Annotated in this window: 23 protein-coding genes and 5 pseudogenes; 16 read left to right on the top strand and 12 right to left on the bottom strand. The window is 72.1% G+C overall.

Annotated features, from left to right (window positions below; genetic code table 11):
* The first annotated feature begins 100 nt into the window (after positions 1–100).
* From ACIOGZ_RS40925 to ACIOGZ_RS40900, 6 genes and pseudogenes are all read left to right on the top strand, one after another.
* On the top strand, positions 101–454 hold the full coding sequence (locus tag ACIOGZ_RS40925) for an STAS domain-containing protein (protein WP_363588194.1): 354 nt from the start codon (positions 101–103) through the stop codon (positions 452–454).
* A complete protein-coding gene (locus tag ACIOGZ_RS40920; protein ID WP_400989686.1) occupies positions 451–855 on the top strand; it encodes a DUF2267 domain-containing protein in 405 nt (134 codons plus the stop codon). The genes ACIOGZ_RS40925 and ACIOGZ_RS40920 overlap by 4 nt, the downstream gene beginning before the upstream one ends.
* A 50-nt stretch (positions 856–905) precedes the next feature.
* A complete protein-coding gene (locus tag ACIOGZ_RS40915; protein WP_363588198.1) occupies positions 906–1,307 on the top strand; it encodes a DUF2267 domain-containing protein in 402 nt (133 codons plus the stop codon).
* 443 nt (positions 1,308–1,750) lie between these two features.
* Positions 1,751–1,960 (top strand): annotated as a pseudogene (locus ACIOGZ_RS40910) (Arm DNA-binding domain-containing protein); the annotation flags it as partial.
* A gap of 77 nt (positions 1,961–2,037) precedes the next feature.
* Positions 2,038–2,739: pseudogene (locus ACIOGZ_RS40905) on the top strand (tyrosine-type recombinase/integrase); the annotation flags it as partial.
* Positions 2,740–2,794: 55 nt separating this feature from the next.
* Complete coding sequence (locus tag ACIOGZ_RS40900; RefSeq protein ID WP_400989684.1) at positions 2,795–3,004, top strand: hypothetical protein; 210 nt, start codon at positions 2,795–2,797, stop codon at positions 3,002–3,004.
* A gap of 11 nt (positions 3,005–3,015) precedes the next feature.
* Here the strand turns inward: ACIOGZ_RS40900 and ACIOGZ_RS40895 are convergent, their stop codons facing one another.
* From ACIOGZ_RS40895 to ACIOGZ_RS40870, 6 genes are all read right to left on the bottom strand, one after another.
* Positions 3,016–3,879, bottom strand: coding sequence for a hypothetical protein (locus ACIOGZ_RS40895; RefSeq protein ID WP_400989682.1), 864 nt, complete (start codon positions 3,877–3,879; stop codon positions 3,016–3,018).
* Entirely contained in the window at positions 3,828–4,613 is a 786-nt protein-coding gene (locus ACIOGZ_RS40890; protein WP_400989680.1) for a class I SAM-dependent methyltransferase, read from the bottom strand. Before ACIOGZ_RS40890 ends, ACIOGZ_RS40895 begins: the two co-directional genes overlap by 52 nt.
* An 85-nt stretch (positions 4,614–4,698) precedes the next feature.
* Complete coding sequence (locus tag ACIOGZ_RS40885; RefSeq protein ID WP_363588203.1) at positions 4,699–6,081, bottom strand: cytochrome P450; 1,383 nt, start codon at positions 6,079–6,081, stop codon at positions 4,699–4,701.
* Positions 6,078–7,082 carry a hypothetical protein gene (locus ACIOGZ_RS40880; RefSeq protein WP_363588205.1) on the bottom strand — a complete coding sequence of 335 codons (1,005 nt, stop codon included), beginning with the start codon at positions 7,080–7,082 and terminating at the stop codon, positions 6,078–6,080. The genes ACIOGZ_RS40885 and ACIOGZ_RS40880 overlap by 4 nt, the downstream gene beginning before the upstream one ends.
* Before the next feature lie 74 nt (positions 7,083–7,156).
* On the bottom strand, positions 7,157–7,639 hold the full coding sequence (locus tag ACIOGZ_RS40875) for a DoxX family membrane protein (RefSeq protein ID WP_363588207.1): 483 nt from the start codon (positions 7,637–7,639) through the stop codon (positions 7,157–7,159).
* Positions 7,640–7,674: 35 nt separating this feature from the next.
* Positions 7,675–8,337 (bottom strand): hydrolase, encoded by a 663-nt coding sequence (locus ACIOGZ_RS40870; protein WP_363588209.1) that lies wholly within the window; start codon positions 8,335–8,337, stop codon positions 7,675–7,677.
* 394 nt (positions 8,338–8,731) lie between these two features.
* Between ACIOGZ_RS40870 and ACIOGZ_RS40865 the strand changes: the two genes are divergently transcribed.
* The 3 genes from ACIOGZ_RS40865 (at position 8,732) to ACIOGZ_RS40855 (ending at position 12,421) form a co-directional block, all read left to right on the top strand.
* The gene (locus tag ACIOGZ_RS40865; protein ID WP_400989678.1) at positions 8,732–10,630 is read left to right on the top strand and encodes an amidohydrolase; all 1,899 of its coding nucleotides are present in this window, start codon (positions 8,732–8,734) and stop codon (positions 10,628–10,630) included.
* 119 nt (positions 10,631–10,749) lie between these two features.
* Complete coding sequence (locus tag ACIOGZ_RS40860) at positions 10,750–11,442, top strand: YoaK family protein (RefSeq protein ID WP_363588213.1); 693 nt, start codon at positions 10,750–10,752, stop codon at positions 11,440–11,442.
* 58 nt (positions 11,443–11,500) lie between these two features.
* On the top strand, positions 11,501–12,421 hold the full coding sequence (locus ACIOGZ_RS40855) for a glyoxalase (RefSeq protein WP_400812288.1): 921 nt from the start codon (positions 11,501–11,503) through the stop codon (positions 12,419–12,421).
* A 184-nt stretch (positions 12,422–12,605) separates the two neighbouring features.
* Here the strand turns inward: ACIOGZ_RS40855 and ACIOGZ_RS40850 are convergent.
* Positions 12,606–13,052: pseudogene (locus tag ACIOGZ_RS40850) on the bottom strand (alpha/beta hydrolase fold domain-containing protein); the annotation flags it as partial.
* A gap of 338 nt (positions 13,053–13,390) precedes the next feature.
* Between ACIOGZ_RS40850 and ACIOGZ_RS40845 the strand changes: the two are divergent.
* Positions 13,391–14,059: a ribosome-inactivating family protein gene (locus ACIOGZ_RS40845; protein ID WP_400989675.1), complete on the top strand. Its 669-nt coding sequence runs from the start codon at positions 13,391–13,393 to the stop codon at positions 14,057–14,059.
* A gap of 32 nt (positions 14,060–14,091) precedes the next feature.
* Here the strand turns inward: ACIOGZ_RS40845 and ACIOGZ_RS40840 are convergent, their stop codons facing one another.
* Positions 14,092–16,869, bottom strand: a complete 2,778-nt coding sequence (locus ACIOGZ_RS40840; RefSeq protein ID WP_400989673.1) for an AAA family ATPase — start codon at positions 16,867–16,869, stop codon at positions 14,092–14,094.
* A gap of 165 nt (positions 16,870–17,034) precedes the next feature.
* Here ACIOGZ_RS40840 and ACIOGZ_RS40835 point away from each other — a divergent pair, with 165 nt between their 5' ends.
* The 4 genes and pseudogenes from ACIOGZ_RS40835 to ACIOGZ_RS40820 all read left to right on the top strand — a co-directional run bounded on the left by ACIOGZ_RS40835 (position 17,035) and on the right by ACIOGZ_RS40820 (position 20,572).
* Positions 17,035–18,015, top strand: coding sequence for a helix-turn-helix domain-containing protein (locus tag ACIOGZ_RS40835; RefSeq protein ID WP_363588221.1), 981 nt, complete (start codon positions 17,035–17,037; stop codon positions 18,013–18,015).
* A gap of 142 nt (positions 18,016–18,157) precedes the next feature.
* Positions 18,158–18,758 (top strand): annotated as a pseudogene (locus tag ACIOGZ_RS40830) (Dps family protein).
* A gap of 49 nt (positions 18,759–18,807) precedes the next feature.
* A complete protein-coding gene (locus ACIOGZ_RS40825; RefSeq protein ID WP_400989671.1) occupies positions 18,808–19,674 on the top strand; it encodes an FAD-dependent oxidoreductase in 867 nt (288 codons plus the stop codon).
* Positions 19,675–19,801: 127 nt separating this feature from the next.
* Positions 19,802–20,572 carry a pirin family protein gene (locus ACIOGZ_RS40820; protein WP_363633274.1) on the top strand — a complete coding sequence of 257 codons (771 nt, stop codon included), beginning with the start codon at positions 19,802–19,804 and terminating at the stop codon, positions 20,570–20,572.
* Between the two features lie 77 nt (positions 20,573–20,649).
* Here the strand turns inward: ACIOGZ_RS40820 and ACIOGZ_RS40815 are convergent.
* From ACIOGZ_RS40815 to ACIOGZ_RS40800, 4 genes and pseudogenes are all read right to left on the bottom strand, one after another.
* Positions 20,650–20,922: pseudogene (locus ACIOGZ_RS40815) on the bottom strand (ubiquinone-dependent pyruvate dehydrogenase); the annotation flags it as partial.
* Between the two features lie 53 nt (positions 20,923–20,975).
* A complete protein-coding gene (locus tag ACIOGZ_RS40810; RefSeq protein WP_363588227.1) occupies positions 20,976–21,473 on the bottom strand; it encodes a (2Fe-2S)-binding protein in 498 nt (165 codons plus the stop codon).
* A complete protein-coding gene (locus ACIOGZ_RS40805; protein WP_363633276.1) occupies positions 21,470–22,402 on the bottom strand; it encodes an FAD binding domain-containing protein in 933 nt (310 codons plus the stop codon). The genes ACIOGZ_RS40810 and ACIOGZ_RS40805 overlap by 4 nt, the downstream gene beginning before the upstream one ends.
* Positions 22,399–24,675, bottom strand: coding sequence for a xanthine dehydrogenase family protein molybdopterin-binding subunit (locus tag ACIOGZ_RS40800; protein ID WP_400812275.1), 2,277 nt, complete (start codon positions 24,673–24,675; stop codon positions 22,399–22,401). Before ACIOGZ_RS40800 ends, ACIOGZ_RS40805 begins: the two co-directional genes overlap by 4 nt.
* Before the next feature lie 271 nt (positions 24,676–24,946).
* Here ACIOGZ_RS40800 and ACIOGZ_RS40795 point away from each other — a divergent pair, with 271 nt between their 5' ends.
* Positions 24,947–25,342, top strand: coding sequence for a response regulator transcription factor (locus tag ACIOGZ_RS40795; RefSeq protein ID WP_400989668.1), 396 nt, complete (start codon positions 24,947–24,949; stop codon positions 25,340–25,342).
* Between the two features lie 74 nt (positions 25,343–25,416).
* Positions 25,417–26,472: a helix-turn-helix domain-containing protein gene (locus ACIOGZ_RS40790; RefSeq protein ID WP_400989666.1), complete on the top strand. Its 1,056-nt coding sequence runs from the start codon at positions 25,417–25,419 to the stop codon at positions 26,470–26,472.
* Positions 26,473–26,589: the final 117 nt, after the last annotated feature.

Genomic DNA, 26,589 nt, shown 5'->3' with positions numbered 1-26,589 from the left:
CCGCAATCCCCCCGGCGGCGCGGCACGGGACACCCCGGCCCCGGCCTGACCTTCCGGACACGCCCGCGACCCGCGGGCCCAACGGACAGCGAGCCGCCCCATGACTACCCCGGCGCCACCGTTCACGGTGAGGGTATGCGGCGAGATCGACCTCGACTCCGCCCCGGACCTTCGTCGCGAGCTGTCCCGCGCGCTGGCGGACCACCGGCAGGTGGTGCTCGACCTGTCACAGGTGACGTTCATGGACTGCTCGGGCCTGAACGTCCTGCTGGAGGCCCGCAACCAGGCCGACCGAAACGGGGCGCGCCTGGCCCTGCGCGGCATCACCCGCCCGGTGGCCCGGCTCCTCAAACTGACCGGCCTGACGACCTGGCTGGCCCCAGCACCCCGCCCGCACGGCCACACGCCCCAGACCCGGCATCCGCCGCCGACCGGAGGGAGGAACCCGCAATGACACTGCACTGGGAGGCGTTCCTGGACCAGGTCCGGGAACGCGGCGAATACGACACACCCCAGGAAGCCGAACGCTGCGCGCGCGTCGTCCTGGCCCTGCTCGGCGCGCACCTGGTCGGCGCAGTGCGCTCGGACCTCGCGGCCCGCCTGCCCGAGACGCTCGCCCTGGTCCTGCTCAACCCACTGCAGGCCACCGAACCGCTCAGCCCCGAACGGTTCGTGCGCGCCACCGCCGCTTGGATCGAAGGCGCCGCCGAAACCACCGCCCTGTGGAACATCGGCGCTGTCCTGTCCACCGTCGCCGACGCCGCCGGCGACCAGCTCATGGAGCAGGTCCTGCTCCAACTGCCGCCCGGCTACGACGTGCTCTTCGGCCGCCCCGCCGCCGGCCAACGCCCCTGACCCCCATCACGGCCGCCCCGCCGCCGGCCAACGCCCGGAAGGCCACCGCCATGACCCGGCACCGCCACCTGATCCAGCAGGTCCGCATCCTCGGCCGCTACCCGAGCGACGACGAAGCCGAACGCGCCCTCGCCGCCGTCCTGGCGCTGCTCGGCTCCCAGCTCACCGGCGACGAACGCTGCGACCTCGCCGCCACACTCCCCGAGCGGGCGCGCGCCGTATTCGCCTCCCAGATCCCCCTGCCCCAACCGGTCTCGGCCCCCGCCTTCGTCGAAGCCGTCGCCGACGCCCTCGGCACCACCCTCGCCGCAGCCCGCTGGGACACCTCCACTGTCCTGGCCGCCCTCACCGACCTCGCCGGCGACCACCTCACCGACCGCATCCTTCACCAACTGCCCAACGGCTGGGCGCTGCTCTTCGGCCGCGCCGATCTCACCCCAACCGCCGCCTGAACCGCCAGCGCCAGCCGGGACCTCAAGGTCCTGGCTTCTTTGCTTCTCAACCATCTTGCTCTCATCGGACATGCTCGACCGATCGAAGGGGATCGTGCGGAGTGAGATGCCGTCAGCGTTCACTTCGTGCACATGCGTCCGTTACCGCCCATGGGCGCTCATTGGCACTCATCGCGCGTGGTCCCAAAGTGGTCCCCAGGGCTCCGGTCACGGCGAGTGACACCAATCTGGCGGGCCTTCAACAACCGCGGGTTGAAGCGCCCCGCGATCCACCAGCAGCGACGTCGGCCGGCGGGTTCACGGAGGGCGAATCAAGGTCGCCTACCCATCGACTACGGATGGTGATCTTCCAGGCGGTGTGTCGTCTTGAGCGTGTCCTGACCGATTGGTTCTGACGTGCCTCGCGCACCCGGGATCACCCCCACTCGAAAGGGAGGAAGTTCATGGGACAGCGTGCGCAGCGTGGCCGGGTCTGCCGGCGGTGTGGCTGCTCGGACGGGCGGGGGAAGCAGTTGGGTCCGTGGTGTGTGCGGTTGTTGGAGGAGGCGGATCACGGGAGGTGGACGTACTGCATCGACCTCGCCCGGGAGGACGGGAAGCGCCGGACCCGCCGTCGGGGCGGTTTCGCCACCCGGGCCGAGGCGGCCCGGGAGATGAAGGCGATGCTGGACGGTGAGCTGCGCGGGGTCTACGAGGACCGCCGCACCACCGTGGCGAGCTTCCTGCGGGAGTGGCTGGCGGCGAAGAAGGAGGTGCTCGCGCCCAACATCTACGCCGGCTACGTGGACTGCGTCGAGCGGGACCTGATTCCCCGCCTTCGGTCACTACCGTCTCCCCGACCTGCGCCCCAAGCAGATCAACGGCTAGGTCGCCGCCCAGCAGAAGGCCAAGCGGGGTCGCGTCACCGTCTACCGGGCCGTGTCCACCCGGCGCAACGCGCTCAACGCCGCCGTCCGCTCCTGGCGGCTGCGCTACAACCCGGCCAAGCACTCCGTCCCGCCCAAGCCCCGCGCCGCCGTGCGCACCTGCCGGACCCGACCAGGCCGCGGCGTTCCTGCGGCACAACACGGAGCACTACGCCGACCGGCTCACTGACCTGTTCGAGGTCATGCTCGGCACCGGCATGCGCCGCGGTGAGATCCTCGCCCTGCACTGGTCCGACGTCCACCTCATGGACCACAAGCTCTACGTCCGCTGGACCCTGACGGCCGTGAGCAACGGGAAGATCCACCTCGGTGAGCCCAAGATCGAGGCAAGTCGCGCGTGGATCAGCCTTTCCCCCAGGGCCATGGCCGCCCTCCACCACCAGGCCGCCCTTCAGATGGCGGCCCACCCCGACGGCCGGCTCGACGGCCTGGTCTTCACCCGCCCCGACGGCGAGCCGCTGCGCCCCCAGCGGGTCCTCGGCCAGCTCCGCAAACGCACCGCAGAACTCGACCTGCCGAAGATCGGTCTGCACGACCCTGCACCACACTACGACCAGCATCATGATCGCCGCCGGTATCCCGCTCGCCGTCGTCTCCAAGACCCTGCGCCACTCCAACCTCGCCATCACCGTCGATCTCTACGGCCACCTCCTCAAGGACTCCGCCGACGAAGCCGTCAAGGCACTCGCCTCCGCGCCCGACCGGGCGGACGCCGAGGTGGCCGGCCAGGCCGGTTGCTCTGCCGGTCGCCGCTTCGGCAAGGCAGCGTGAGCGGTCCGGCGTCAGGCCTTCATACCTAGCTGCTCATCGGCCGCTTCCGAGCCGCTGGTGTGAGTGCGGTCGGGTTCCTCTTCGTCGATGTCCGGCTGGAGGAGGTCGGGCAAGTCCTGTGCTGCCCAGTCCGGAAGGGTGACCGCTGCGGGGACCGGCAGCAGGGCATCACGCCGAAGGGACTCCTCCTCGAAGACGGCCTCGGTGAGCCAGGAGAACGTGTCGTCGTCCAGCAGATCGGGATGACAGGCGGCGGTGTCCGCGAGCCGCTCGGTGTCGGGGAAGGCGGTCGGGAGGCCGCCGTTGCCCGCGGCGCGAGCGACGGCGCGGCGGGCCGTGCTCTCATACCAGCCGGACCCCCACCATCCGCCGACGGACTCGGTACGGAAGCCGTGCAGAGTGAGCGGCCGCAGGACGGTTTCCGGTCCGAGGGTTTCGTCGGCCGTCTGCCAGTGGTCGATCTGGCGGTGGATGGAGGCGAGGATCGGTGCCCAGCCTTCATCGAAGATGTCGCTGACCGCGCGGCCGTCGGCGAGTCGGGGGTCTGTACCGTCATCCGCGACAACGACGCCCTCGCCGAGATCCGCCGGCTCGGCATCGGCGTCGGCCGCCAGGAGTGCATGCCCCGCTGGGACTCCGCCGCCGCCCGGTCCTGGTGCCCGGCGCTTCGGCCTGGGAGCCGGGTCGGCTGCGGACGGTGCGCTACCAAGGCTCTGGTTGACGGTTGGCCACTGACGCTGACTCGATGCACCTGAACCTCGCCTGCCGCACTGCGGAAGCCCGATGACCGGTTGCAGACCCCGTTGCCCGCGCGCCCGAACGGTCAGCTGCCGCGCCGACCCCAGGCCGAGACCATGGAGAACGCCAGGTCCCACACACAGGGATTCCGGAAGTCCGCGTAGACGTCGGCCAGTTCCGCCTCGGTGACCAGACCGGTGTCCACCATCCTCCGGGACAGCGGCTTCATGCTGAGGTGCAGCATGCGCGCCATGTCGTCCTGGCCATGGAAAGGGAGGGTGCTGACATGGGCCCCGATGTCAGTGAGGCCGTGGTCCGCGAGCGGGGTCGGGAGGTGGCGTGTCCACGTGATGTCGGTGCCGGCGGTTTCGTACATGACACGCCACATGGCGGCCATGGCGTTGCGGTGGTGCGGGCGCGGGGAGGTCCCGGAGGTGGTGTCGGCGGTCTCCTCGACGACGAGCCACCCACCGGGGCGCAGCCAGGAGACGAGACGTTCGAGGAGTTCGTCTCGTCGGGGAACGTGGATGAGGACGAAGCGGGTGTGGACGAGATCGAAGACGGGGCCCGGGTCGAAGTCTTCGGAGAGGGCATCGCCGGTGACGGTCGTCAGGCGGGGGTGGGCGGGCAGGAAGCGGTCGTCGCGGTCGAGGGCGGTGACCTGGGCACCCTGGTCGGCGAGCCACCCGGCGATCGACCCGCTGCCCGCGCCGACCTCCAGGCAGTTGCGTCCGGCGGGGGAGAGCAGGGAACCGATGACGTGCTCGGTGATGGGGTCGTAGACGGAGGTGAGGTGCCTCAGCCGGTCTCGTTCTTCCTCTGCCGAGAGGCTGAAGATCTGGTCGTAGGTGTGGTGGTCGCCGTGGTCCACGGGGTGCTTCCTTCCTTCCGCCGGTCAACTCACCATGCGGCGAGCTGACCGTAGTCGTTCCCGTTCGTCTCCGGTTGACGGAACGTCATGCTCCCCCTGGAGCCGCTGGGTGACTTGTCCGGCGGTGGATCCTGAGTTGCGGACCCCGGGGACGGAGGGTGGCCGAGGTGGCGGTCTCGTGGACGCGGCCGGGCGTGGCCAGGCCGATCCGCCAGCGGGCCAGGACGGCCGCGGCGATGATCAGCAGCTCGGTCCAGGCGAAGGTCTCACCGACGCACTTGTGCGGTCCTGCGGCGAAGGGCATGAAGAGCTTGCGCGAAGCGTGGTCCCCGCGCTGGCGCCATCGGCCGGGGTCGAACCGGTGGGGGTCGGGGTAGCGGAGCGGGTCACGGTGCAGCGCGGTAAGGCTGAAGAGGATCTCCGAGCCCGGGGCGAGCCGGGTGTCGGCGCACTGGAGGGGGGCCACCGCGCGGCGCATCAGGATCCAGTTGGGGGTGTGGAGCCGGAGGGTTTCGCTGAGCGCGTGCCCGGTGCGCTCAAGGCGCGGCAGGTCGCTCCAGCCGACGGTGCCGTCACTGGCGACGGCTCGTACCTCCTCGCTCAGTTCGTCCTGCAGATCGGGATGGCAGGCGAGCTCGTAGCACAGCCAACTGAGTGTGGTGGCAGCCGTCTCGGTGCCCGCCAGCAGCAGCGATACCACCTCGTCCCGAACCTGGAGAGGGGCCATCGGCCGACCCGTCTGTTCGTCCCTGGCGGCGAGCAGCAGTGACAGCAGCGTGCTGTCCGGGCTGTCACGCCGGTCGACCTGCGCGACGATGTCGTCCACCACCGCGCGCAGGTCCTCGACTGCCGCGTCGAAGCGCCGGTTGGCGGGAACGGGCAGCTTCTCCAGGAGCGGCGAGGGGTACAGGGCCCGCTGGATGAACCCCGTGAGGACCACCGGCACGGCCTGGTGGATCCGGGCTTTGTGGCCGGCGCCGAGGCGGGTGGCGAACAGCGCCTCCAGCAGAACGTCCAGGGTGAGTTCGTGCATCCGCTCGCTGATCGTCAGCGGTGACTCCGGCTCCCAGCGGGACACCGCCCGGGCTGCCTCGCGGGTCATCACGGCGGTGTACGTGCGGATGCTGTCGCGGTGGAAGGCCGGCTGGAGAAGGCGTCGCTGGCGGAGGTGGAAGGCGCCCTCGGAGATGAACAGCCCGTTCCCCAGCAGCCTGCGGGCCTTGTCGAAGACGAAGCCCTTCTCGGTCTTCGCGGCGTCCTGGACGAGTAGCCTGTGCACGAGTTCGGGCGCGGTGAGCACATGGACCGGCCGCCGCCACAGCTGGATCCGCACGACGGGGCCCAGGTCCGCCAGCGACTGCAGGAAGGGCACCGGGCGGGTCATCAGCGGAATCAGGTGCCCGATCCCGGGCAGCCGGCCCCCGGCGCAGGGCGCCTCGCCGCCGGCCGTACTGCGGTCACGGGTCATGGCCGGCTCGCTGCGGGTGACGGTGTGTCGAATCGCGAACTTCCACGGGACCAGTCGATGTGCCCCCTTAGCCACAGCCCGAGGCTGCGCGCGTACACCGCGGTCGGTGCGGTGGCGTCGGCGCTGACGGCTTCGCACGCCTCGATGAAGTGGTTCATCTCCCGGTCGCGCATGGCGAGGGCCCGGTCCCGGGCTGCGGACGGGGAGCAGCGATGGTGACGGGCGAGGACCTCGACGAGGTTGTGGCGTCCCTGGCCGCCGGCGCGCTCCTTGGCATGGGAGTACAGGTCGTTGTCCCAGCTGACCAGGTTCGCGGTGATGTCCGCGAGCCTGCGCAGCGTCGGGCCGTCCGCCTGCGCGGGCGGGAGTTCGTAACCGCCCACGATGTCGATGAGTGCCAGGCAGGTGTACGTCGCCCCCGCGTGGCGGCGCATGGCCACGTACTCGGCGAGCCCGGGGACGGCCGACGCCTCCCGGTTCGCGGCCTCCCAGACCTGCGCGGACAGGTAGTCGCAGACCGTGCGCTCCCACCGGACGAGCTGCGGGGGCGAAGCGTGCACGCGGATCCGGTCCCGGATCTCCCGCAGGGCCACCGCGTAGGCACGTGCGGTTCCCGTGAGCTCGGTCAGGGGCAGGTCGGCGTCGAGTACCCGCGCCAGCAGGGCGGTTGTCCGGGCCAGTGGGCCCGGTGGCCCGCCGCGCTCAGGGTCCTCGCCGTACCCGTCGTCGAAGGCGAAGAGCCAGACGTACCAGTCCGCCAGCAGCCGCAGCATCTCCGCGCCCGCCTCGGGATTGGTCCGAGCGGCGAGGGCACCGCTTCGCTGACGCCGTAGCCGTTCCGCACGCTCGGGCAGCCCGTCGAGCAACCGGTGCTGTGCCATCCAGGCGAAGCTCTCCCGGTCGGCCTGCTCGGCATGCCGGTTCAGCAGGGAGGGGAAGGGGCACCACAACTCGTCGGACCTCCCGTCGGTCGCTGTGTCGTGGGGATTGCTCACGGGCATGCCGGCCTCACCGTTCGGTCGAAGGGAGCGTGAACGCTGTGTCGGCACGGGTCGCTCCGTGCCGGCAGCGTGGTTCAGCGCCGGTGCAGGAGGAGGCGGGTGGCGAGGCCGCCGCCCACGCCGGCCAGTACGGCCACCGGCAGCCACCAGGCGGGCCAGGGCAGCAGTCCGAGCGGTGCGTCGAGTGACCAGCGGCCGGGTCCGGTGGCGGACAGCGCCGCGCCGATCGTGACCAGCACCAGCGGGTACTCGAACCCGTCGTTCTGCACCCACAGCCCGTGCGGCCGCTTGACGGTCAGCGCCACCGTCATCACACCCATCGTTCCCGCGGCGGCCAGCGGCGTGAGCAGACCCGCCGCAAGGAGCAGTCCGGCCCCGATCTGGGTGCCTCCCGCGGTGAGCGCGGTGAACACGCCGCCGCGGAAGCCGTCGCCGCGGAACTCCTCGGTGCCGCCGGCCAGCCCCCGGCCGCCGAGGTGGAAGCTGACCTTCTGGATCCCGTGCCCCGCGACCAGCAGGCCGGCGACCAGCCGGAGCAGCAGGAGACCTGCGTTCACTGGTGAACTCTCTTTCTGTGGTACCTGGTTTCCGGTCAGCCGGCCGCGTGCTCGTTGATCATGCTCTGCGCGTAGACCACACCCAGGCCGTAGGCGCCGGCGTGCTCCTTGACCACGTCCATGACCGGCAGGTAGGTCTCGGTGCGAGCCCAGTCGCGCTGCAGCTCCAGCAGCACCTGGACCCATGTCACCGGCACCGCGCCGGCCGCCGTCATCCGCTGGATGGCGTGCTCATGGGCCAGCGGGCTGACGCCGCCGGAAGCGTCCGTGACCACGTAGACCTCGTAGCCCTGGTCCAGCGCCGACAGGGCGGGCAGCACCAGGCAGACCTCGGTCCACAGGCCGGAAAGGATGATCTTGCTGCGCCCGGTCGCCTTGACCGCCTCGACCAGGGCCGCGTCCTCCCAGGCGTTCATCGAGGTGCGGTCGACCACCCCGTGCTTCGGGAAGACCGCCTTCAGCTGGGGCAGGATCGGGCCGGAGAAGGAATCGGCGGCCACCGTGGACAGCACCACCGGGACGTCGAAGACCCGGGCGGCCTTGGCCAGGCCGACGGTGGCGTTGATGATCGCCGTGCGGTCGCCGCTGCCCGTGCCGAAGAACATCTGCGGCTGGTGGTCGACGAAGAGCATCATCGAGTTGTCCGGCGTCAGTAGATCGGAGCTGGGGGCGGCGTGCACGGAGTCGAAGTCGACCATGGCGGTTCTCTCTTTCGGCTGATGGGGTGTCACGGGGGCGTCGGCGCGGACATCAGCGGGGACGTCGGCGCAGACCTCGGCGGGGACGTCGCAAGGCATCGAAGGCTCGGAGACACGAGCGGTGCCGCAGGCTCTCCGGCACAGCAAGGACGCTATCCGGCGGCGCCCGGACATCTCTTCTCCCCCCGCGCCCAGGACTGTTCCCACACTGCACGGAGCTCCCGTGCGCCGTCGGTCCCGGCGCTGCCCGCGGGGGTCGCTGCCCGCACAGGACAGAGCCGGTGCGTGCAGAGCAAAGTCGCAGCTCGATGCCGCCCTAGGTTGACTCGTGCCAGAGCTCAACGGGCCGTGCCGCTCGCGCTGTCCGGCCCGAACGACAAGGACGGTCACCATCATGTCGAGCATGCCTGTCGCCGGGATCCGCGCCGGTCACCCCGGCGAAGCCGGCCGAGCCGCCGACCTGGTCGTGCGCAACGCCAAGGTGTACACCGGCGACCCGTCGCACCCGCGGGCGAGCGCGGTCGCGATCCGCGACGGTCTGATCATCGCCGTCGGCGACGACGCGGACGTCATCCCGCAGATCGGCCCGCGGACCCGGGTCGTCGACGCGCTCGGACGACGTGCCGTCCCGGGCCTCAACGACTCGCACCTGCACGTCGTCCGGGGCGGTCTCAACTACGTGCTGGAGCTGCGCTGGGACGGCGTACCGACACTGCGCCAGGCGCTGGCCATGCTCCGCACCCAGGCCGAACGCACCCCGCCCGGCCAGTGGGTCCGGGTGGTCGGCGGCTGGTCCGCGGACCAGTTCGCCGAGCGCCGGCTGCCCACGGTGGCCGAGCTGAACGCCGCGGCGCCCGACACCCCCGTCTTCGTCCTGCACCTGTACCAGTCGGCGCTGATGAACCGGGCGGCGCTGCGGGCCGCGGGGTTCGACCGCGACACCCCGGACCCGGTGGGCGGCCAGATCGTGCGCGGCCACGACGGACAGCCGACCGGCCTGCTGCTGGCCGCCCCCGGCGCCCTGCTGCTGTACTCCACGCTCGCCAAGGCGCCGACGCTGGACGAGGCCGAGAAGGCCGCCTCCACCCGGCACTTCCTGCGCGAGCTCAACCGCTTCGGGCTGACCTCGGCCATCGACGCGGCCGGCGGCTTCCAGAGCTTCCCGGAGAACTACGGCACCGTCATGCAGCTCGCGCAGAACGGCGAGCTGACGCTGCGGATCGCCTACCACCTCTTCCCGCAGACCGCCGGACAGGAGCTGGACGACCTGGCGCGCTGGGTGGCCACCGTCCGACCGGGTGACGGGGACGAGTGGCTGCGGCTGAACGGTGCCGGGGAGAATCTCACCTGGGCGGCTGCGGACTTCGAGAACTTCACCGAGCCGCGCCCCGAACTCGGCCCGTACGAGGCCGGGTTCGAGCAGGCCGTCCGGCTGCTGATGGAGCACGGCTGGGGTTTTCGGCTGCACGCCAGCTACGACGAGACGATCCGCCGCGACCTGGCGGTCTTCGAGAGGCTCGCCGCCGAGGGCCTCTTCCCGGGCGGGAACCGGTGGCTCTTCGACCACGCCGAGACGGTCTCCTCCGCGAGTCTGGACCGGATCGCCGCGCTCGGCGGGGCCGTCTCGGTGCAGAACCGGCTGTCCTTCCAGGGTGAGGCGTTCGTGCGCCGCTACGGCGCCGCCGCGGCTGCCGAGGCGCCGCCGGTGCGGGCGATGCTGGAACGCGGGCTGACGGTCGGCGCGGGCACGGACGCCACCCGGGTCTCCTCCTACAACCCGTGGGTGGCGCTGCACTGGCTGGTCTCCGGGCGCGCCGTCGGCGGACGTACGCTCCGCCCGGCGGCCAACCGGCTCAGCCGCGAGGAGGCGCTGGAGCTCTACACCCTGGGCGGCGCCCGGCTCACCGGCGAGCAGGAGGTCAAGGGCCGGCTGCGGGTGGGCTGTTACGCCGACTTCGCGGTGCTCAGTGCCGACTACCTGACGGTGGACGAGGCCGACATCCCCCACATCGAGTCCGTCCTCACCGTGGTCGGCGGCCGCATCGTGCACAGTGTCCAGGAGCACGAGGGTCTCGCCCCCGAGCTGCCGGCCGTGGTCCCGCTGTGGAGCCCCGTGGCGCGCTTCGGCGGCTACCAGGCCACCCCCGCGCCCAGCCTCACCGGCGTCCGGCAGGCCGCGCAGGTGGCCGAGGCAGCCGCCGCCTCCGACGAGCAGCGCGAGTGGCGGCAGGCGCGCGGACTTCTCGTCCCCGGCCCGGGCGGGCCGGCCCTCGACGACCCCTGCTTCCTCTGACCCACATCCCGCATCCCGTTATCCCGCATTCCGCCTCCCGTATTCCGTATCCGCCGTGCGCCGCCGGGCCCCGCACCCCCGGTGGCGCACCGCGCTGGACAGCCCTGAAGGACGCCCAGATGACGACCACCCAGTCCGACAGCACCGTGGCCGCCGCGCAGGTCCGGGACCGCCACCCGCTGGCCCTGGCCCTGTTCGCGCTGACTGCGGTCAGCGGCCTGATCGACGCGGTGAGCTACCTGGGGCTCGGCCACGTGTTCACCGCGAACATGACCGGGAACGTCGTCGTGGTCGCCTTCGCCATGGTGGGCACGCCCGGCTTCTCGATCGCGGGCTCGCTCACCTCGCTCGCCGCCTTCCTGCTGGGCTCGGTCCTGGCCGGCCGGCTGGCGCTGCGACAGCGCGACGGCCGCCGGGAGCGCTGGCTGCGCACCGCGCTGCTGGCCGAGACCGCGCTGCAAGCCGCAGCGACCGCCATCACGTTCACCGCGAGCGGGCGGGCGCAGCAGGAGGCACTGATCGCGCTGCTGGCCGTGGCCATGGGCCTGCGCAACGGCACGGTCCGCAAGTTGGGCGTGCCGGACCTGACCACGACGGTGCTCACCCTCACCCTGACCGGCCTCGCCGCGGACTCCTCGCTGGCCGGCGGCGCCAACCCCCGCCTGGGCCGGCGCCTCTACGCGGTCCTGGCGATGCTCGCGGGCGCCGCTCCCGGAGCCGCGCTCGTCATCCACGGACACCTCGGCTGGGCGTTGCTGGCCGGCACGGTCCTGGTCGCCGCGATCGCGGTCGGCTACCGCGAGCGCGACTGAGGCGTCCGCCCCGCCGTCACCCCCTCGGCCAACTCTGTCTCCCGGAAGGACACTTCACATGCCCATGCGCCTCTCCCTGCGCCTGCTGGCGGCGGTCACCGCCACCACCGCGCTGGCCTTCGTCACCGCACCGTCGGCCCCCGCGGCGCCCACCGCCGGACGCCCCGGCCTCGCCGTCGGCCCCCAGTACGACACGACGCACGTGTACGTGACGCCCGGCGCGATGGACTCCTTCGTCAGCAGCTGGGAGGCGACCTTCGGCGGCACCAACACGCCGCAGGTCCTCGCCGACGTCACACCGACCCCGAGCCTGACCAAGTCCGAGCTCGTCCTCTCCCCCGTCGGCACGCTCTCCGTCTTCGACTACCAGACGCCCGTCCCCTACCCGTTCGGCGCCGAGCGCACCGGCTGGCTCGTCACGGACCTGGACCGCGGCGTGCGCAAGGCCGAGGCGGACGGGGCGAACACGGTCGTCGCGCCGTTCGCCGACCCGATCGGCCGCGACGCGATCGTCCAGTTCCCCGGCGGCATCTACGCGCAGCTGTACTGGCACACCAAGGCACCCTCGTACCCGGCGCTCGCGTCCGTACCGGAGAACCGGCTCTACCTGCCGAGCGGCGCGACCCGATCCTTCCTGCACTCGTACCTGGGCTTCACCGGCGGCACGGTGGTCTCCGACGACAACCACGCACCGGGCGCCGAACTCGGCCTGCCCGGCACCTCCTACCGGCGGATCCGGATCAGCTCACCGTTCGGCGACACCTCCGTCGCGGTCACCGACGGGCACCTGCCCTACCCCTTCGGACGCGAGAGCACCGGCTACGCCGTGAGCGACCTCGCCGCGACCCTCGCCAAGGCCCGGGCCGCCGGCGCGACTGTGCTGTGGGGGCCGTACGCCTCCCCCCGGCGCGACAGCGCGATGGTGCAGTTCCCCGGCGGCTACATCGCCGAGATCCATGACGGCGGCTCGCGGTCGTAACCGGCCGGGACACTCGGCTGGATCGCCGCCGGATCGGTCACGGCAGCGGCGCACGACACACGGCACACGGCGACGTGCACCACTGCGGCCCGGAGCGCCTGCTCAGCCGGGCGCGCGAACAAGGACCCGGCACCGCCGGTGCACAGCACGGTGGCACCGGGTCCTCGACGGTGCGGAGCGGACGTCAGACGGCGTGCAGCGCCGCACGCAGGGTCTGGGTCGCCAGGGTGATGGCGGCCTGGGCCGCGTGCGTCTCGCGCAGGGCGTTGAGCATCACGAAGTCGTGGATGATGCCCTGGTAGCGCACGGCGGTGACCGGGACGCCGACCGCCCGGAGCTTGTTCGCGTATGCCTCGCCCTCGTCGCGCAGCACGTCGGCCTCGCCGGTGATCACCAGCGCGGCGGGCAGACCGGTCAGCTGCTCGGTGGTGGCGCGCAGCGGGGAGGCGGTGATCTCGGCGCGCTGGGCAGGGTCGGTCGTGTACTGGTCCCAGAACCACTCCATGCCGTCGCGGCGCAGGAAGTAGCCGGTCGCGAACTGGTGGTACGAGTTGGTGTCGAAGGCGGCGTCGGTCACCGGGTAGAAGAGCACCTGGTGCCGGAGCGGCACGTCGCCGCGGTCCTTGGCCATATTTCCGTCTCCTCATGGTGCGGGGTGGTCCGCCCGGCAGGTGCCGGCCGCGGCGTCGCCCGGCCGGCGCCCGAGTCCCGAGGCGTGGCCGCTACCGTAGAACCGCCCGGCCAGGCCGCGTTGTCCGACGGCGCCCGACCTCTGGTCTCTGCGCGCAGTCCCCAGCCGACCCGGGTGCCACTGCCGGCCGGCCCGTCAGGCAGGCAGGCAGTTGGGCAGTTGGGCAGTTGGGCAGTTGGGCACGCAATCAGGCAGCGCTTGTACGCCCTGGGGCAAGGCCGGGACACAGCTCGTCAACTCGTCCGATTTACTGTCAACCATGGCTGCGAACAGCGCAGTTGACGTTGGCAGAGCACGACGAGGGCGTCGTCAGGGTCTCGCTGACGGCCGACGACGACGGCGGCACCGGCCGGGGGGTGGACCTCTGGATCAATCCCGACAATCTCTACGTGGTGGGGTTCTCCCCCCAGGCCACCCCGGGCGTCTCGTACGTCTTCAACGACATCTTCGCCAGTGCCCCGATTCCGGGAGTCCGCAGGCTCCCGTTCGGCGGCAACTACGTCTCCCTCGCCCGCACCGCCCAGCGGGACCGGTCCACCACGCCGGTCTCCTTCGACAGCGTGCGGCGAGCCGTCGTCGACCTGGCCAACCAGCGCTCCGCCGATCAGGATCCGCGCACGACCGCCCGCGCGCTGATGCTGCTCCTCCAGTTCACCTCCGAGGCCGTCCGGTTCAACGACGTCGAGGGCGTCTTCCGTAATGTCCTGAACGACAGGGGAAGCTCGGGCAGCGGCATTCCCTCCTGGGTGCAGCAGCTGGAGAACAACTGGGACGCACTGTCCAACTTCTACTGGAACGAGATGGGGGTCGGCCCCAATCCGCGCCCCGCGCCCCTGCGCATCGGTGGCACCACCGTCAACAACGCCCATGACGTCCTGCGCTACGCGCGCACCCTGCTGCCGCCGGTCGTGGGTACCTCGTTCAAGCCCGGCCACGACGAGCTGTAGCGGCCGGCCGGCGTCGCCACGCGGACCGGCGGTCAGCCCGCACGCTGCGCGTCCCCCAGCGCGTCGTGCAGTTGGGTCCGGGTGGTGATGCCGAGCTTGGGAAATATCTTGTGCAGGTGGAAGCCGACGGTGCGCGGGGAGAGCAGGAGCTTGGCGCCGATCTCCCGGTTGGTCAGACCGGCGGCGGCCGCGCGGGCGATCTCCAGCTGTTGCGGAGTCAGGTCGGCCGTGCGGCCGGCGGTCTCCGTACGGGTGGTCGGCACACCGGCGGCCCGCAGCTCCGAGGCGGCCCGCTCGGTCCAGGGACGGGCGTCGAGCCGTTCGAAGATGCCGAGGGCGGCGCTCAGCTCGGTGCGCGCCTCGGTGACCCGGCGGTGGCGACGCAGCCACTCCCCGAACTCCAGCCGCACCAGCGCCCGTTCGAAGGGCCACAGGTCACCGGCCGGGTCCGCGAGGGCGGCGCGGAAGTGCTGCTCCGCCTGGTCCAGCCCGCTCAGCAGCGCGCAGGCCCGGTTCACCACCACCTCCAGGCGCGCGGAGCGCAGCCAGCCGAGCGAGCGCACGGCAACCTCCAGCACGGCCCGCGCGTCGTCCTCGTGACCGGCGCGGACAGCCGCGGCGGCGAGGTCGCCGAGGTAGTAGTACGACGCGTGGTAGTGCACCGGGGCGGGGTGGAAGTCGCGGGAGAAGACGGCTCGCAGCTGCCGGTACGCCGCGAGGTGGTCACCCTCGGCGAGGGCTGCCAGGGCGAGCGCGTGGCAGGACCGTACGAACAGGCTGGGCGAGCAGGACAGGTCCACCCCGGCGACGGCCGTCCCGATGAGCTCGCGCGCCCCGCTCGCGTCGCCGTGCAGCGCGAGCAGGGTGCCCTGGAGGATGGGCGATCCCACCGCGGCGTTGTCCGAGCCGACCTCGACGGCCACCCGGTACGCCTCCTGCGCGGTGGACCGCGCCGCGGACCAGGCGCCGCTGTCGAAGAGTGCGAGCGCGAGCGCCTGCGCGACGACCGCGTTGCCGCCGGCCGTCGGAGCCCGGTGCAGATGGTCCATCGCCTGGCCGAGCAGCCGAACGGCCAGCTGCGTCTCGTCGAGAATCCAGGCGGCGGCGCCGAGTTCGGCCAGATGCGCGAGTGAGTCCTCGGGCGCCTCGGCCACGCAGCGGCGGAGCTCGGGCAGCGCCCACTCGCGGTCCGTGAAGGGTTCGGTGCCGGCCCGCAGCCAGATCCGGTCCACCTCGTCCGGCTGTTCCGGCACCAGCTCGGCGATCCGGCGCAGCTCCGCGCGGTAGAAGAGGGAGCCCGCGTTGTACGCCGGGGTGGCTGCCGTGCCCAACGCGCCCAGGGCGAGCTGGGGTGCCCGCTCGACCATGGACTGCGCGACGGGCACCAGAAATCCCAGCGATTCCTCGTGCCGGGTGGTCACCGCCAGGGACCAGCCGGCGCGCATGGACGCCTCGGCGAGCAGTTCCGGGTCCTCCGCGATCGCACAGACCCTGACCGCCAGCTCGCCCACCCACTGGGGGCAGCCGCCGAGCATCGCCATGGTGGCGGCTTCGAGCAGCCGCCTCGCCCGCAGGTTCGCGTCCGGGGTCAGTGCGGCCGCACGTTCGAGGGTGGCCGCGGCGGCGGCGTATCCGCCGCGTCGGCGTGCCCGCTCCGCGCCGGCGGCCAGTGCCCCGGCCACCTCCTCGTCCGGTCCGAGCGTGGCTGCGGCAAGGTGCCACGCGTGCCGGTCGGGGTCGTCCACCAGTGCCTCGGCCAGCGCCTGGTGGGCGGCGCGCCGCTCCTCGAAGGAGGCCGCCTGATAGACGGCGGAGCGCACCAGCGGATGGCGCAGCCGGGCCTGCCCGGACTCCAGTCGCACCAGGCCCGCCCGCTCGGCGGGTAGCCACACCTGCGGGTCCCCCGCGTCCGGGGTGGCCCGCAGCACCTCGGAGAACTGCGCGGGGCCGGCCGCGGCGGCCAGCAGCAGCACCTGCCGGGTCCGCTGCGGGAGGCCGGCGAGATCCGCCGCGAAGATGCGTTCCAGACGGGCGGTGAGCGGAAGCGATTCGGCGGCGTCCGCCCCCTTCGCTCCGCCGGGCTCCCGGGCGACGGCTCGGGCCAGCTCGGTCAGCGCCAGCGGGTTGCCGCTAGCCTGCTCGAAGATCCGCAGCCGGGCCCGGCCGCGCGGCGGCTGCGGCTGGCGGTCGAGAAGCAGGCCCGCGGCCGCGCGGTCCAGCGGTGTGACGGCCAGGACGGCGAACTCCCGGTCGAATTGCCCGGGAAGGCCTTCCTCCCGCGCGGCCAGCAGGACGCCTATCGCCTCGCCGTCCAGCCGACGGGCGAGGAAGGCGAGCACCTCCACGCTGCCCTGGTCCAGCCACTGGGCGTCGTCGACGAGCAGGAGCAGTCGCCGGCCGGTGGCCGCGTCGGACAGCAGACTCAGGACCGCGTAACGGATCAGCAGCGGATCGGGCTGCCGGTCGCCGGCAGCCGCCTGCTGACCGAAGGCGACCAGCAGCGCTTCCCGCTGCGGAGCGGACAACCGGTCGGCCTCCCCCAGCAGCGGCCGCAGCAGCTGGTGCAACCCGGCGAATCCGAAACCTTCCTCACCCTCACCGGCGCGAGCCCGCAGCACCTGGAAGCCGCGGCCCGCCGCCCGGGCTGCGGCCCAGTCGACCAGCGTGCTCTTGCCCGCGCCGGGTTCGGCGGTCAGCACGAGCACCTGGGCGCGGACGCCGACACGGCTGTCCACCGCGTCGAGCACCCCCGCGATCCGCGCCAGCTCACGCTCCCTGCCGACGATCTCCGAGCCGCCGAAGCTCTCCATGCCCACCCCTGCTGTTGGTCCTTGCCCGCGGCTGCTCCATGCGTTCCACCGCCGAGACCGGTCATCTGGCAGAAGCGCCGCCCTGTGCGACGCCTGCAAGATAGTGCCAGGTCAGCGGTGGTGACTCCATGCCCAACGCCCACGGCTGACGACGAGGGGAGCCCTGTGCCAACCACCGTATCCACCGAATCCCTGTCCCCCGGCGAGCGTGCCGAGTTCTGGCACGAGGCCGTCGCGCGGGCGTTCATTCCGCTGGAGCTCCGGCTCCTCGAACGGGAGCCCTCCCCCGGGACCCTCAGCAGTGACCGGCTGGGAGTCGTGCAGATCTCCGGAGTGGCAGCCGGACCGCAGGTGGTCACCCGCAGCCGCCGAACGATCGAGGCCGGCGGCGAGGGCTGGGTCGCGTTCACGATTCAACACCAGGGCCACGCGAGGATCTCCCAGGACGGCCGGGAAATCATCTGCGGCCCGGGCGGGTTGGCGCTCTGCGACTCCAGTCGCCCGTTCGCCAAGGAGTTCCCGGGCGCCTTCGGGTTCACCGCGTTCCGGCTGCCTCGGCACGTCCTGCACGTGTCCGACCGAGACCTCGGGGCGGCCACCGCCGCGCCGTTCGCATCCGCGTCCGGATCCGTCGGGCTGGTCACCACGTACCTGCGGAAGCTGGCCTCCGAGGCGGCGAAGCTCGACCCCTGCGCAGGGATCCGGCTCGCCGACACGGCCGTCGATCTGCTGGCCCTGCTCATCCAGGAGCACAGCGGCCATCTGGACCCGACGGCACCGGAGATGGCGCCGGCCATGCTCGCGCGGATCAAGGACTACATGATGTGCCGTCTCGGCGACCCGTCACTCTCGCCCGAGCGGATCGCCACCGCACACCACGTCTCGGTCCGCTACCTCCACAAGCTCTTCCAGGGCGAGGAGACCACGGTGACCCGCTGGATCCAACGCCGCCGGCTCGACATGTGCGCACACGACCTGTCCCGGCGCGCCTTCGCCACACCGACCGTCTCAGCCGTGGCCCGGCGCTGGGGATTCGTCAGCCCGACCCATTTCAGCCGCGTCTTCCGCGCCGCCTACGGCGTCACGCCCCGCGAATGGCGCGCCCGGGCAGGGGGCGACGATCACCCGCTCACCCCGGCTCGGTGACGGCGTGCGCCCGAGCCGGGCGCGCAGGGGCAATGATCGGTGCGCTTCGGAACAATCCCGCACTTCGCGCGCCCATAGCTTTGCCCGAGTCACTGGACCGCGACCGGGGGGTCACCGGACCGCGACGGCCGAGGGAGTTCCCATGAGCAGTTCCGACCACCCCACCATCGGCGGCAGCAGCCAGCCACTGCTGCACCAGAAGGGCCAGGAGATCCAGGAGTTCGGAACCGTCACCCAGGTTCCGCTCGGCCTCTCCCACGATGCGCGCCTGTACGCCTGTACGCCTGTACGCCTGCCAGCGGCTCAACCGGGTACTCGCGGACACCCGGATCCTCTACACGCTCCACAAGAAGCACCACTGGCTGATGCGGGGGGCGACCTTCTACCAGTTGCACCTGCTGCTGGACAAGCACGCGGACGAGCAGCTGGCGCTGGTGGACGTGCTCGCCGAGCGGGTCCAGTCCCTCGGCGGAGTGGCGGTCGGCGACCCGCGGCACGTCGCGGAGATCACCTCGATCCCGCGTCCGCCGGACGGCGTCGAGGAGGTGCCGGCGATGCTGTCGCGGCTGCTGGCGGCGCACGAGGCGATCCTCGTCGACGCCCGTGATGCCGCTGGCCGGGTCGCGGCGCTCGGCGACGACGGCACCAACGACCTGCTGGTCTCCCAGGTCGTGCGGACCGGCGAGGCGCAGGTGTGGTTCCTGACCGAGCACCTGGTGGACACCCCACTGGTGCGGCTGTGACCCACCCGCTCCACCCGCACCCCGCCTCGCAGCGCTGACAGGAGTCACCATGGCGTCGTCCGCGACGGTGGAACTGTCCCGCTGGCAGTTCGCCATGGTGCGCGGCGAGGGGCTGCTGCCCGCCTGGGGGCCGTTCGCCGCGGTGCGGGTCGCCGACGGGCTGCGCGGCGAGGGCGTCGGGATACGCACCGGGGCCGAGGTCGAGCGCCTGACCCGGGACGGCTCGACCGGCGTGGTCACGCCGTACCTGGCCGACGGCTCCACGGTGGAGTCCGAGGAGTTCCTGGTGGCCACCGGCCGCAGTCCGCGTACCGCCGGGCTCGGCCTGGAGACGGTCGGCCTGGCGCCCGGCGGCCGGCTGCTCGTGGACGACAGCTGCCGGGTCACGGAGGTCGCCGCCGGCTGGCTCTACGCGGCCGGCGACATCAACCAACGCTCGCCGCTCACCCACATGGGCAAGTACCAGGCCAGGGCCTGCGCGGCGGCGATCGCGGCACGCGCCGCCGGACGCCACGCGAACCCCACCCCCTGGGCCGCCTGGGCGGCCACCGCCGACCACCACGCCGTACCGCAGGTGGTCTTCACCAGGCCGGAGGCCGCCGCCGTCGGCCTGACCGAGGAGCAGGCCCGCCGGGCCGGGCTCCCGGTCCGGGCGGTGGAGTACCCGATCGGCGACGTCGCCGGAGCCTCGCTGCTCGCCGACGGCTACCGCGGGCACGCCAAGCTGGTCGCGGACGAGCAGCGATCCGTCGTGGTCGGCTGCACCCTGGTCGGCCCCGGTGTCGGCGAACTGATCCACGCGGCGACCGTCGCCATCGTCGGCGAGGTCCCGCTGGAGCGTCTGTGGCACGCCGTCCCGGCGTTCCCCGCCATGAGTGAGATCTGGCTGCGCCTGCTGGAGCAGTACGGGCCCTGACACCGCCCCCGCGAGGCGCCCCCGGACGGAATAGTTGAACAATGAACTATGTTCTCTTGTGCAGGGTGCCACAAAGGCGCCACCGGGCCCTCGCGAGAGCTCCCGGACCGCCCGAAAGGAGAACACGGTGAACACCACCGCGAACCACCCCCGCGTCGACGTCCGCCGCGCCGGCGAGCGCCTCGCCACGAAGATCGACTGGCTGGACTCCAAGCACTCCTTCTCCTTCGGCGGACACTACGACGCCGCCAACACCCACCACGGGCTGCTGCTCGTCAACAACGACGACACCGTCCGCCCGGGAAGCGGCTTCGAGACCCACCCGCACCGCGACATGGAGATCGTCACCTGGGTCCTACAGGGCTCGCTGGTCCACCAGGACTCCACCGGCCACTCCGGCGTGATCTACCCCGGACTCGCCCAGCGCATGAGCGCCGGCACCGGCATCCTGCACTCGGAGAAGAACGACTCCTGGCGCCTCAGCGGCGCCGACGCCCACACCGATCCCGTCCACTTCGTGCAGATGTGGGTCGTCCCCGACGAAGGTGGCATCACACCCGGCTATGAGCAGCTCGAAATCGACGACGCGCTGCTGTCCGGCGGCCTGATCCCGGTCGCCTCCGGGATGGACAAGCACGACGGCGCCGCCGCCATCCGCATCAGGAACCGCTACGCGGCGCTGCACGTGGCCCGGCTGCAACCCGGCCAGAGCGCCGAACTGCCCGACGCCCCCTTCGTGCACCTCTTCGTCCCGCGCGGCAATGTCGCCCTGGAAGGCATCGGCCCACTGGCCGCCGGCGACGCCGTACGCTTCACCGCGATCGGCGGGCAGAGGGTCACCGCGGTCGAACCCGCGGAGATCCTGGCCTGGGAGATGCACGCCACCATCGCCAACTGACCCGCCAAGACAGCGCACAGGTAAGGCGGCGGGCGGCAGACCCCATCCGCCGTCCGCCGCCCTTGCATGACGCTGCATCAAATTCCGGGAATGTTGCGCAGGTTGGCGCGGGCCGGCTGCACCATGCGTCCGACGCCGCCGTTCACGACGGTGCGGCCGGCGGACAGGGCGAACCCGATGAGCTGCTCGGAGGTGATCCTGGGCGGGATGGAGAGCGCGTTGGGGTCGGTGACGACGTCGACGAGGGCCGGGCCCGGGTGCCGGAGGGCCTCGCGCACCTCCGCCGGCTGCTCCACCCGGATGCCCCGCGCGCCCGCGGCCCTGGCGATCGCCGCGTGGTCGGTGTGCGAGCAGGTCGCGTGGCAGCCAGTGCGCGTGGCCGTCGATGATCCCCGCGGGGATGTCACCGGTTACCGGCGTCCCGCTCTCCTCCGGTCTGCTCGCGCGCGGCCCGCAGGATCGCGCGGCGGATGGGTTCGTAGCCGGTGCACCGGCAGATGTTGGAACCGACCAGGCCGTCGACGCGCTCCGGGGAGTCGCCGATGGCGGGATCGGCCTCCAGCGCCCCGGCGGCCACCATCAGGAATCCCGGGGTGCAGAAGCCGCACTGCAGGGCGTGTTCGGCGGAGAACGCACGCTGGAGCGGGTGGGGCTCACCCTCGGGCCCGGCGAGCCCTTCCACGGTGCGCACCGAACTGCCGTCGCACTGCACCGCGAACATCAGGCACGACCGGACGGCCTCGCCGTCCACCAGCACCGTGCACGCCCCGCAGATCCCGTGCTCGCAGCCCAGGTGAGTGCCGGTGAGCCGGCAGTCCTCCCGCAGCACGTCGGCGAGGATGCGGCGCGGCTCCACGTCGAGCGGATACGCCTCCCCGTTCACCGTAAGAGTGATCTTCACGTGTGGTCTCCCTTGGGCTGGGCGAGGCGCGACCGCTGGTCGTTCGCCGCCTGGCACAGTGTCCTGCCGACCAGGACCGCGATGGCGTGCCGCTTGTACTCGACATCGGCGAACGGCTCGGGCAGGGGTGCGGCGTCCTGGGTCGCCGCGATCCGGCCCGCGTGGGTGAACGGATGGCCGTCGGGCAGCCGGTAGCCGTCCACGGGCGCGCCGACCTCGGTGCCGATCAGCGACTGCTCGGCTGCGTGGGCCCGCAGCGGCCGGTCGGCGCAGTTGACCAGGCCGATCCGCGCCTCGCTGATCACCCCGTCGCACACGGTCAGCGCGGCGGCGACGGCCACCTGGGCGAAGCAGAAGTGCGTGCGCCGGTGCTCGACGAAGCCGACCCCTGTGTCGTCGCCGAGCAGCGGGAACCGCACGGCGGTGATGAGTTCCTGCGGTCGGCGCGCGGTCCGGTGCGGACCGTGGAACCAGTCGCGGGCCGCGACCGTGCGTCTGCCCTCCAGGCCGCGCACCTCGATGTCGGCGCCCAGGGCGGTGCCGATGGCGCACCACTCCGAGGCGGGGTGCGCCCAGGCGAAGCTGCCCACCATCGTGCCGCGGGAGCGGATCGGCGGATGCGCGATGTTCACCGCGGCATGCGCGAACAGCGCGCCGAGCGGGCCCGGCACGGCCTGCGCCGACTCGAAGGCGCCGTGGCGGACCAGGGCGCCCACCCGCAGCGTGTCGCCGTCCACGCTCAACCGGTCGAGCCCGGCGATGCGGTTGATGTCGACCACCAGCTCGGGGCGGATGCGCTGCAGGTGCATGTCGAGAATCAGGCTCTGCCCGCCGGCGAGCACCTGGGCCTTCCGCCCGAGGTCACCGAGTGCCTCCACGGCTTCGGGTACCGTGCGCGGCACGACGTAGTCGAAAGCGGCGGGCTTCACCGGACCTCCTCCTCGTGTTTCGGGGCGCGGGCCGCTCGCCAGACCACGTCCGGGGTGAGCGGCATCTGCAACAGGTCCGGGTCGGCGATCCGCAGCGCGTCGGCCACCGCGTTGACGATCGCGGCCGGAGTACCGATGCACCCCGACTCGCCCGCGCCCTTCGCGCCCAGCGGCGTCGCCGGGCTCGGGGTGCAGGTGTCCTTGACCTCGATCGGCGGGACCTCGGTGAACGTCGGCAGCAGATAGTCCAGCAGACCCGAGGCCAGCACCGGCACGCCGTCGTCGTCGTAGGTCATTCCCTCGTACAGCGCCTGGCCGATGCCCTGGACGGCCGACCCGAAGGCCTGCCCGCGCACGATCATGGGATCGAGCACCACTCCGCAGTCGTCCACGGTCACCACCCGCAGCAGCCGGACGGTGCCCAGCTCCGGATCGACCTCGGCCACCACCGCGTGGGAGCCGAACGGAAAGGCCATCCCCGACTCGAACCGGTCGTCCACCCGCAACGGCCCGGTGACCTTCACCAGGTCCGCCACGCCGATGGCCGCCGGGCCGTCCTTAGCGGCATGCACGATGCCGTTGGACCACTCCACCTCGTCAACCGGCAGATCCCACAACCGCGCTGCCCGCTCCCTGGCCTTCTCGATCAGCGACCGCGAGACATGCTGAAGCAACGCGCCCACCACCTGCGCGGAACGGCTGGCGAACGAGCCCAGGCCCTCGGGCTGCTCGTCGGTGTCCCCCTCGACCAACCGGACCCGCTCCTCGGCCACCCCCAGCGTCCCGGCGACCAGCGCGGCGAAGACCGTCTCGTGTCCCTGACCGCTGGGCGCCGCACCGCACCGAGCGGTGACCGTGCCGTCCTCGCCGACCTCGACACTGCCGAACTCGTGCAGCCCGCCCGCCTCGCCACCGGAACGCTCCACGTAACAGGACAGGCCGATGCCCAGCGGCAGGGCGCCCGGATCCGTGCGGCGCCGGGCCTGCTCGGCCCGCCACTCGTCGTACCCCAGGGTTCCCAGCGCCAGGTCCAGCGCGGCGGCGTAGTTCCCGCTGTCATAGCACCGCCCGGTGGGCGTCAGGTACGGGAAGCTCCCGGGCGGGACGAAGTTGCGCCGCCGCAGCTCCGCCGGATCCAGACCCAGCCGACGCGCCATCACGTCCATCGCCCGCTCCAGCGCGATCGTCGCCTCCGGCCGGCCGGCACCGCGGTAGGGATACGTCAGCATCGTGTTCGTCAGCACCGAGCGAACACTCGCATGCACCTGGGGAGTGGTGTACGGGCCCGTCGCCAGCCAGGCGGTCTGCATCGGCAGCCCCACCCCGAGGTGCGGATAGGCGCCCACGTCGGCCTCGATCTCCAACTCGTAGCCGAGCAACCGCCCATCGGCGTCAGCCGCGAGCCGCACCCGCTGGTCCTGCCCCCGACCCCGGGTCGCGACCAGCATGGACTCCAGCCGGTCCTCGATCCACCGCACGGGCCGACCCAGCCTCACCGCCAGGAAGGCGACCACGACGAACTCCGGGAACGCCGCGCTCTTCGACCCGAACGCCCCACCGGTATCCGGCACCACCACCCGCACCCGGTCCACCGACCACCCCAGCAACGCCGCCAGTTCACGACGCAGCCGATGCGGCATCTGGTGCCCCGACCACACCGTCAGCCGGTCCCCCTCGGGCACGGCGAGGATCGTGCGGCACTCCATCGGCGTGGGCATCAGCAGTTGCTGGCGGTACCGGCCCTCCACCACGGCCGCCGCCTCCCGCCACACCGACTCCTCGACCGGCTTCCCGGCCTCGCCTCGGAACGCGATGTTGCTCAGCCCGTCGAAGAGCCGCACCGAATCGTCCGCCGCGGCGGACGGCGTCACCATCGCGGGCAGCGGATCGACCCGGCAGGAGACCTCCGCCGCCCCGTCCTCGGCCCGGTAACGGTCCTCCCCCAGGACCACCGCGACCGCCTCGCCCGCGTACCGCACCCGGTCCTTCACCAGCGCCGGCCACTCCCGACCGGCCACCGACTCCTCGTGGGACAGCCCGGCCAGCACCGTGTACGGCACCGCGGGCAACTCCGACAGCTCCGCGGCAGACCAGGCCCCCACCACACCGGGCACCGCACGGGCGGCGGCACAGTCCACCTCGCGCAAAGTGCCGTGGCCCACCCTGCTTCTGACGAAGACCGCGTCCAGACAACCCGGCACCGCGATATCGGCGACGTAGCGGCCTTGGCCGGTGAGCAGCCGCCCGTCCTCGCGCCTGGTCCATCGCTCCACGAATACACACCTCTGCGCCTCGTCATTGTTGCGGGGAGTGACCGTTCACGAGCGTAGGCGTCGCCCGTGACAGGCAACCCGCGACATCCCGGCCCGTGCGCCCTGGGACAGGCTCTGTGCACTGCGCGGCAGGCGGCTGCTTCCTCGTCAGGGCGCCGCCAGGGCTCTGTGGTCCGACTACGGCCCGGCTTCCGTCCAGTTGTTGCAGCCCGTCAGTCGGTCGGCTCGGTGGCCTGTCAGTCGGCGCGGTGGCAGCGGATTCTGCGGGGAGATGCCCTTCAGGGCGCCCGCTGCTCGGCTTCGCCGTCCTGCGGGCGGTCGGCGTCGAAGCGGAGACGGAGTTCGCCTTCGGCGCCCTGCACCAGGCCACCTGGCCGCTGCTGCAGCCTCGGCCACCTCGGTCACCTCAGCCACCCCGGCCGCCCCGGCAGCGGAGCTGACCGGCCAGGAGCTGCGCGTCGCCCGGCTCGCCGCGACCGACCTGAGCAACAAGGAGATCGGCCACGCGCTCCGCCTGTCGCCCCGGACCGTCGCGGCGCACCTCTACAAGATCTTTCCCAAGCTCGGCATCACCTCTCGGGCCGCTTCCTGTTCTGCCCGTGCACTGCGCCTGTGCCGAGAGCGCACGATCGCCCCCGCCCCGCGAACCGGCAGTCAAATGACTTAGCGCCGCCGCCGACCCGCGGACCAGGCTGACTGCGCAGGGCGTCGGCCGAGAGGGGCAGTCAGGTGAATGTGACGGTGACCACCGCCTCCATCCAGGAGGACAAGAAGGCGGAGTTCTGGGGAGAGGCGGTGTCGCGGACACTGGTGCCGGTGGAGGTGGTGCCGCTGGCCGACCGGCCGTTCGAGGGCCGCCTGGTGTCGCACCGGCTGGGATACCTGCGGGTGTCCACGATGGAGGCGGACGCGACGCGGGTGTCGCGCACGGCCGGCCTGATCGCCCGGTCCCCGCAGGCGGAGCCGCAGGTGGGGGTGGGTGTACAGGCGTCCGGCCGCGCCGTGTTGCGGCAGGACGGGCGTCGGGCGGAGGTGGCGGAGGGCGGCCTCGTGCTGTACGACACCGCGCGGCCGTACTCCTTCGACTACCCGGAGCGCTTCCGCTCCCACGTCTTCCAGGTGCCGCGCAGGCTGCTTGGGCTACCGGAGTGCGACATCCGGCAGGCGGCGGGGACGGCCATCACCTCCACCGAGGGGTTCGGGGCCGTCCTGCTCCCCTTCCTGGACACACTGGCGGCCTCCGCGCACTCCTACCCCGCCTCCGTGGGCGACCGGTTGGCCGGCAGTGTCGCCGATCTGCTCATCATGCTCGTCGGCCAGCTCACCGAACCGGCGGCCACCGACTCCCGCACCTGGAGCGGCCATCTCGTCCAGCGGGTGCGGGAGCACATCAACCGCCACCTGGGCGATCCGGAGCTGTCGCCGGAGAGCATCGCCCAGGCGCACCACATCTCGGTGCGCTACCTGCACCGGGTCTTCGAAGGCGAAGGGGTCACGGTGGGCCGGCTCGTCCAGCGGTGCCGACTGGAGGCGTGCGCCCGGGAGTTGGCCCGGCCCGGCGGTACCGTGCCGACGGTCTCGGCGGTCGCCCAGCGGTGGGGGTTCGTCAACCCGGCACACTTCAGCCGGGCCTTCCGCGCCGCCTACGGGGTGTCCCCGCGCGAGTGGCGCGCGTCCCGTACCTCCGGAGCGACCGACAGCGCGCCGAGCCCTGTGGTGCCTGCGGAACAACAACAGTACGCGGTGGAGCAAGTCTCGATGCCTCCTCGGCAACACGGCCGACCGATCGGTGACTAGTGTGATGCGCCACAAATCATGAGGGTAGTAATTACCGTGATGCCTGGACGACTGGGTTGATCTTGGCGAGGTAGTCGGCGAGGGACTTGAGGATCTCGTCGGCGGTCTTGGTCCAGG

It is taken from the genome of Kitasatospora sp. NPDC088160 (assembly GCF_044741445.1).
In the GTDB taxonomy this organism is placed as follows: domain Bacteria; phylum Actinomycetota; class Actinomycetes; order Streptomycetales; family Streptomycetaceae; genus Kitasatospora.
Note: the sequence above shows the minus strand (reverse complement) of the source record. Positions and strands in the feature narration are given on the sequence as shown.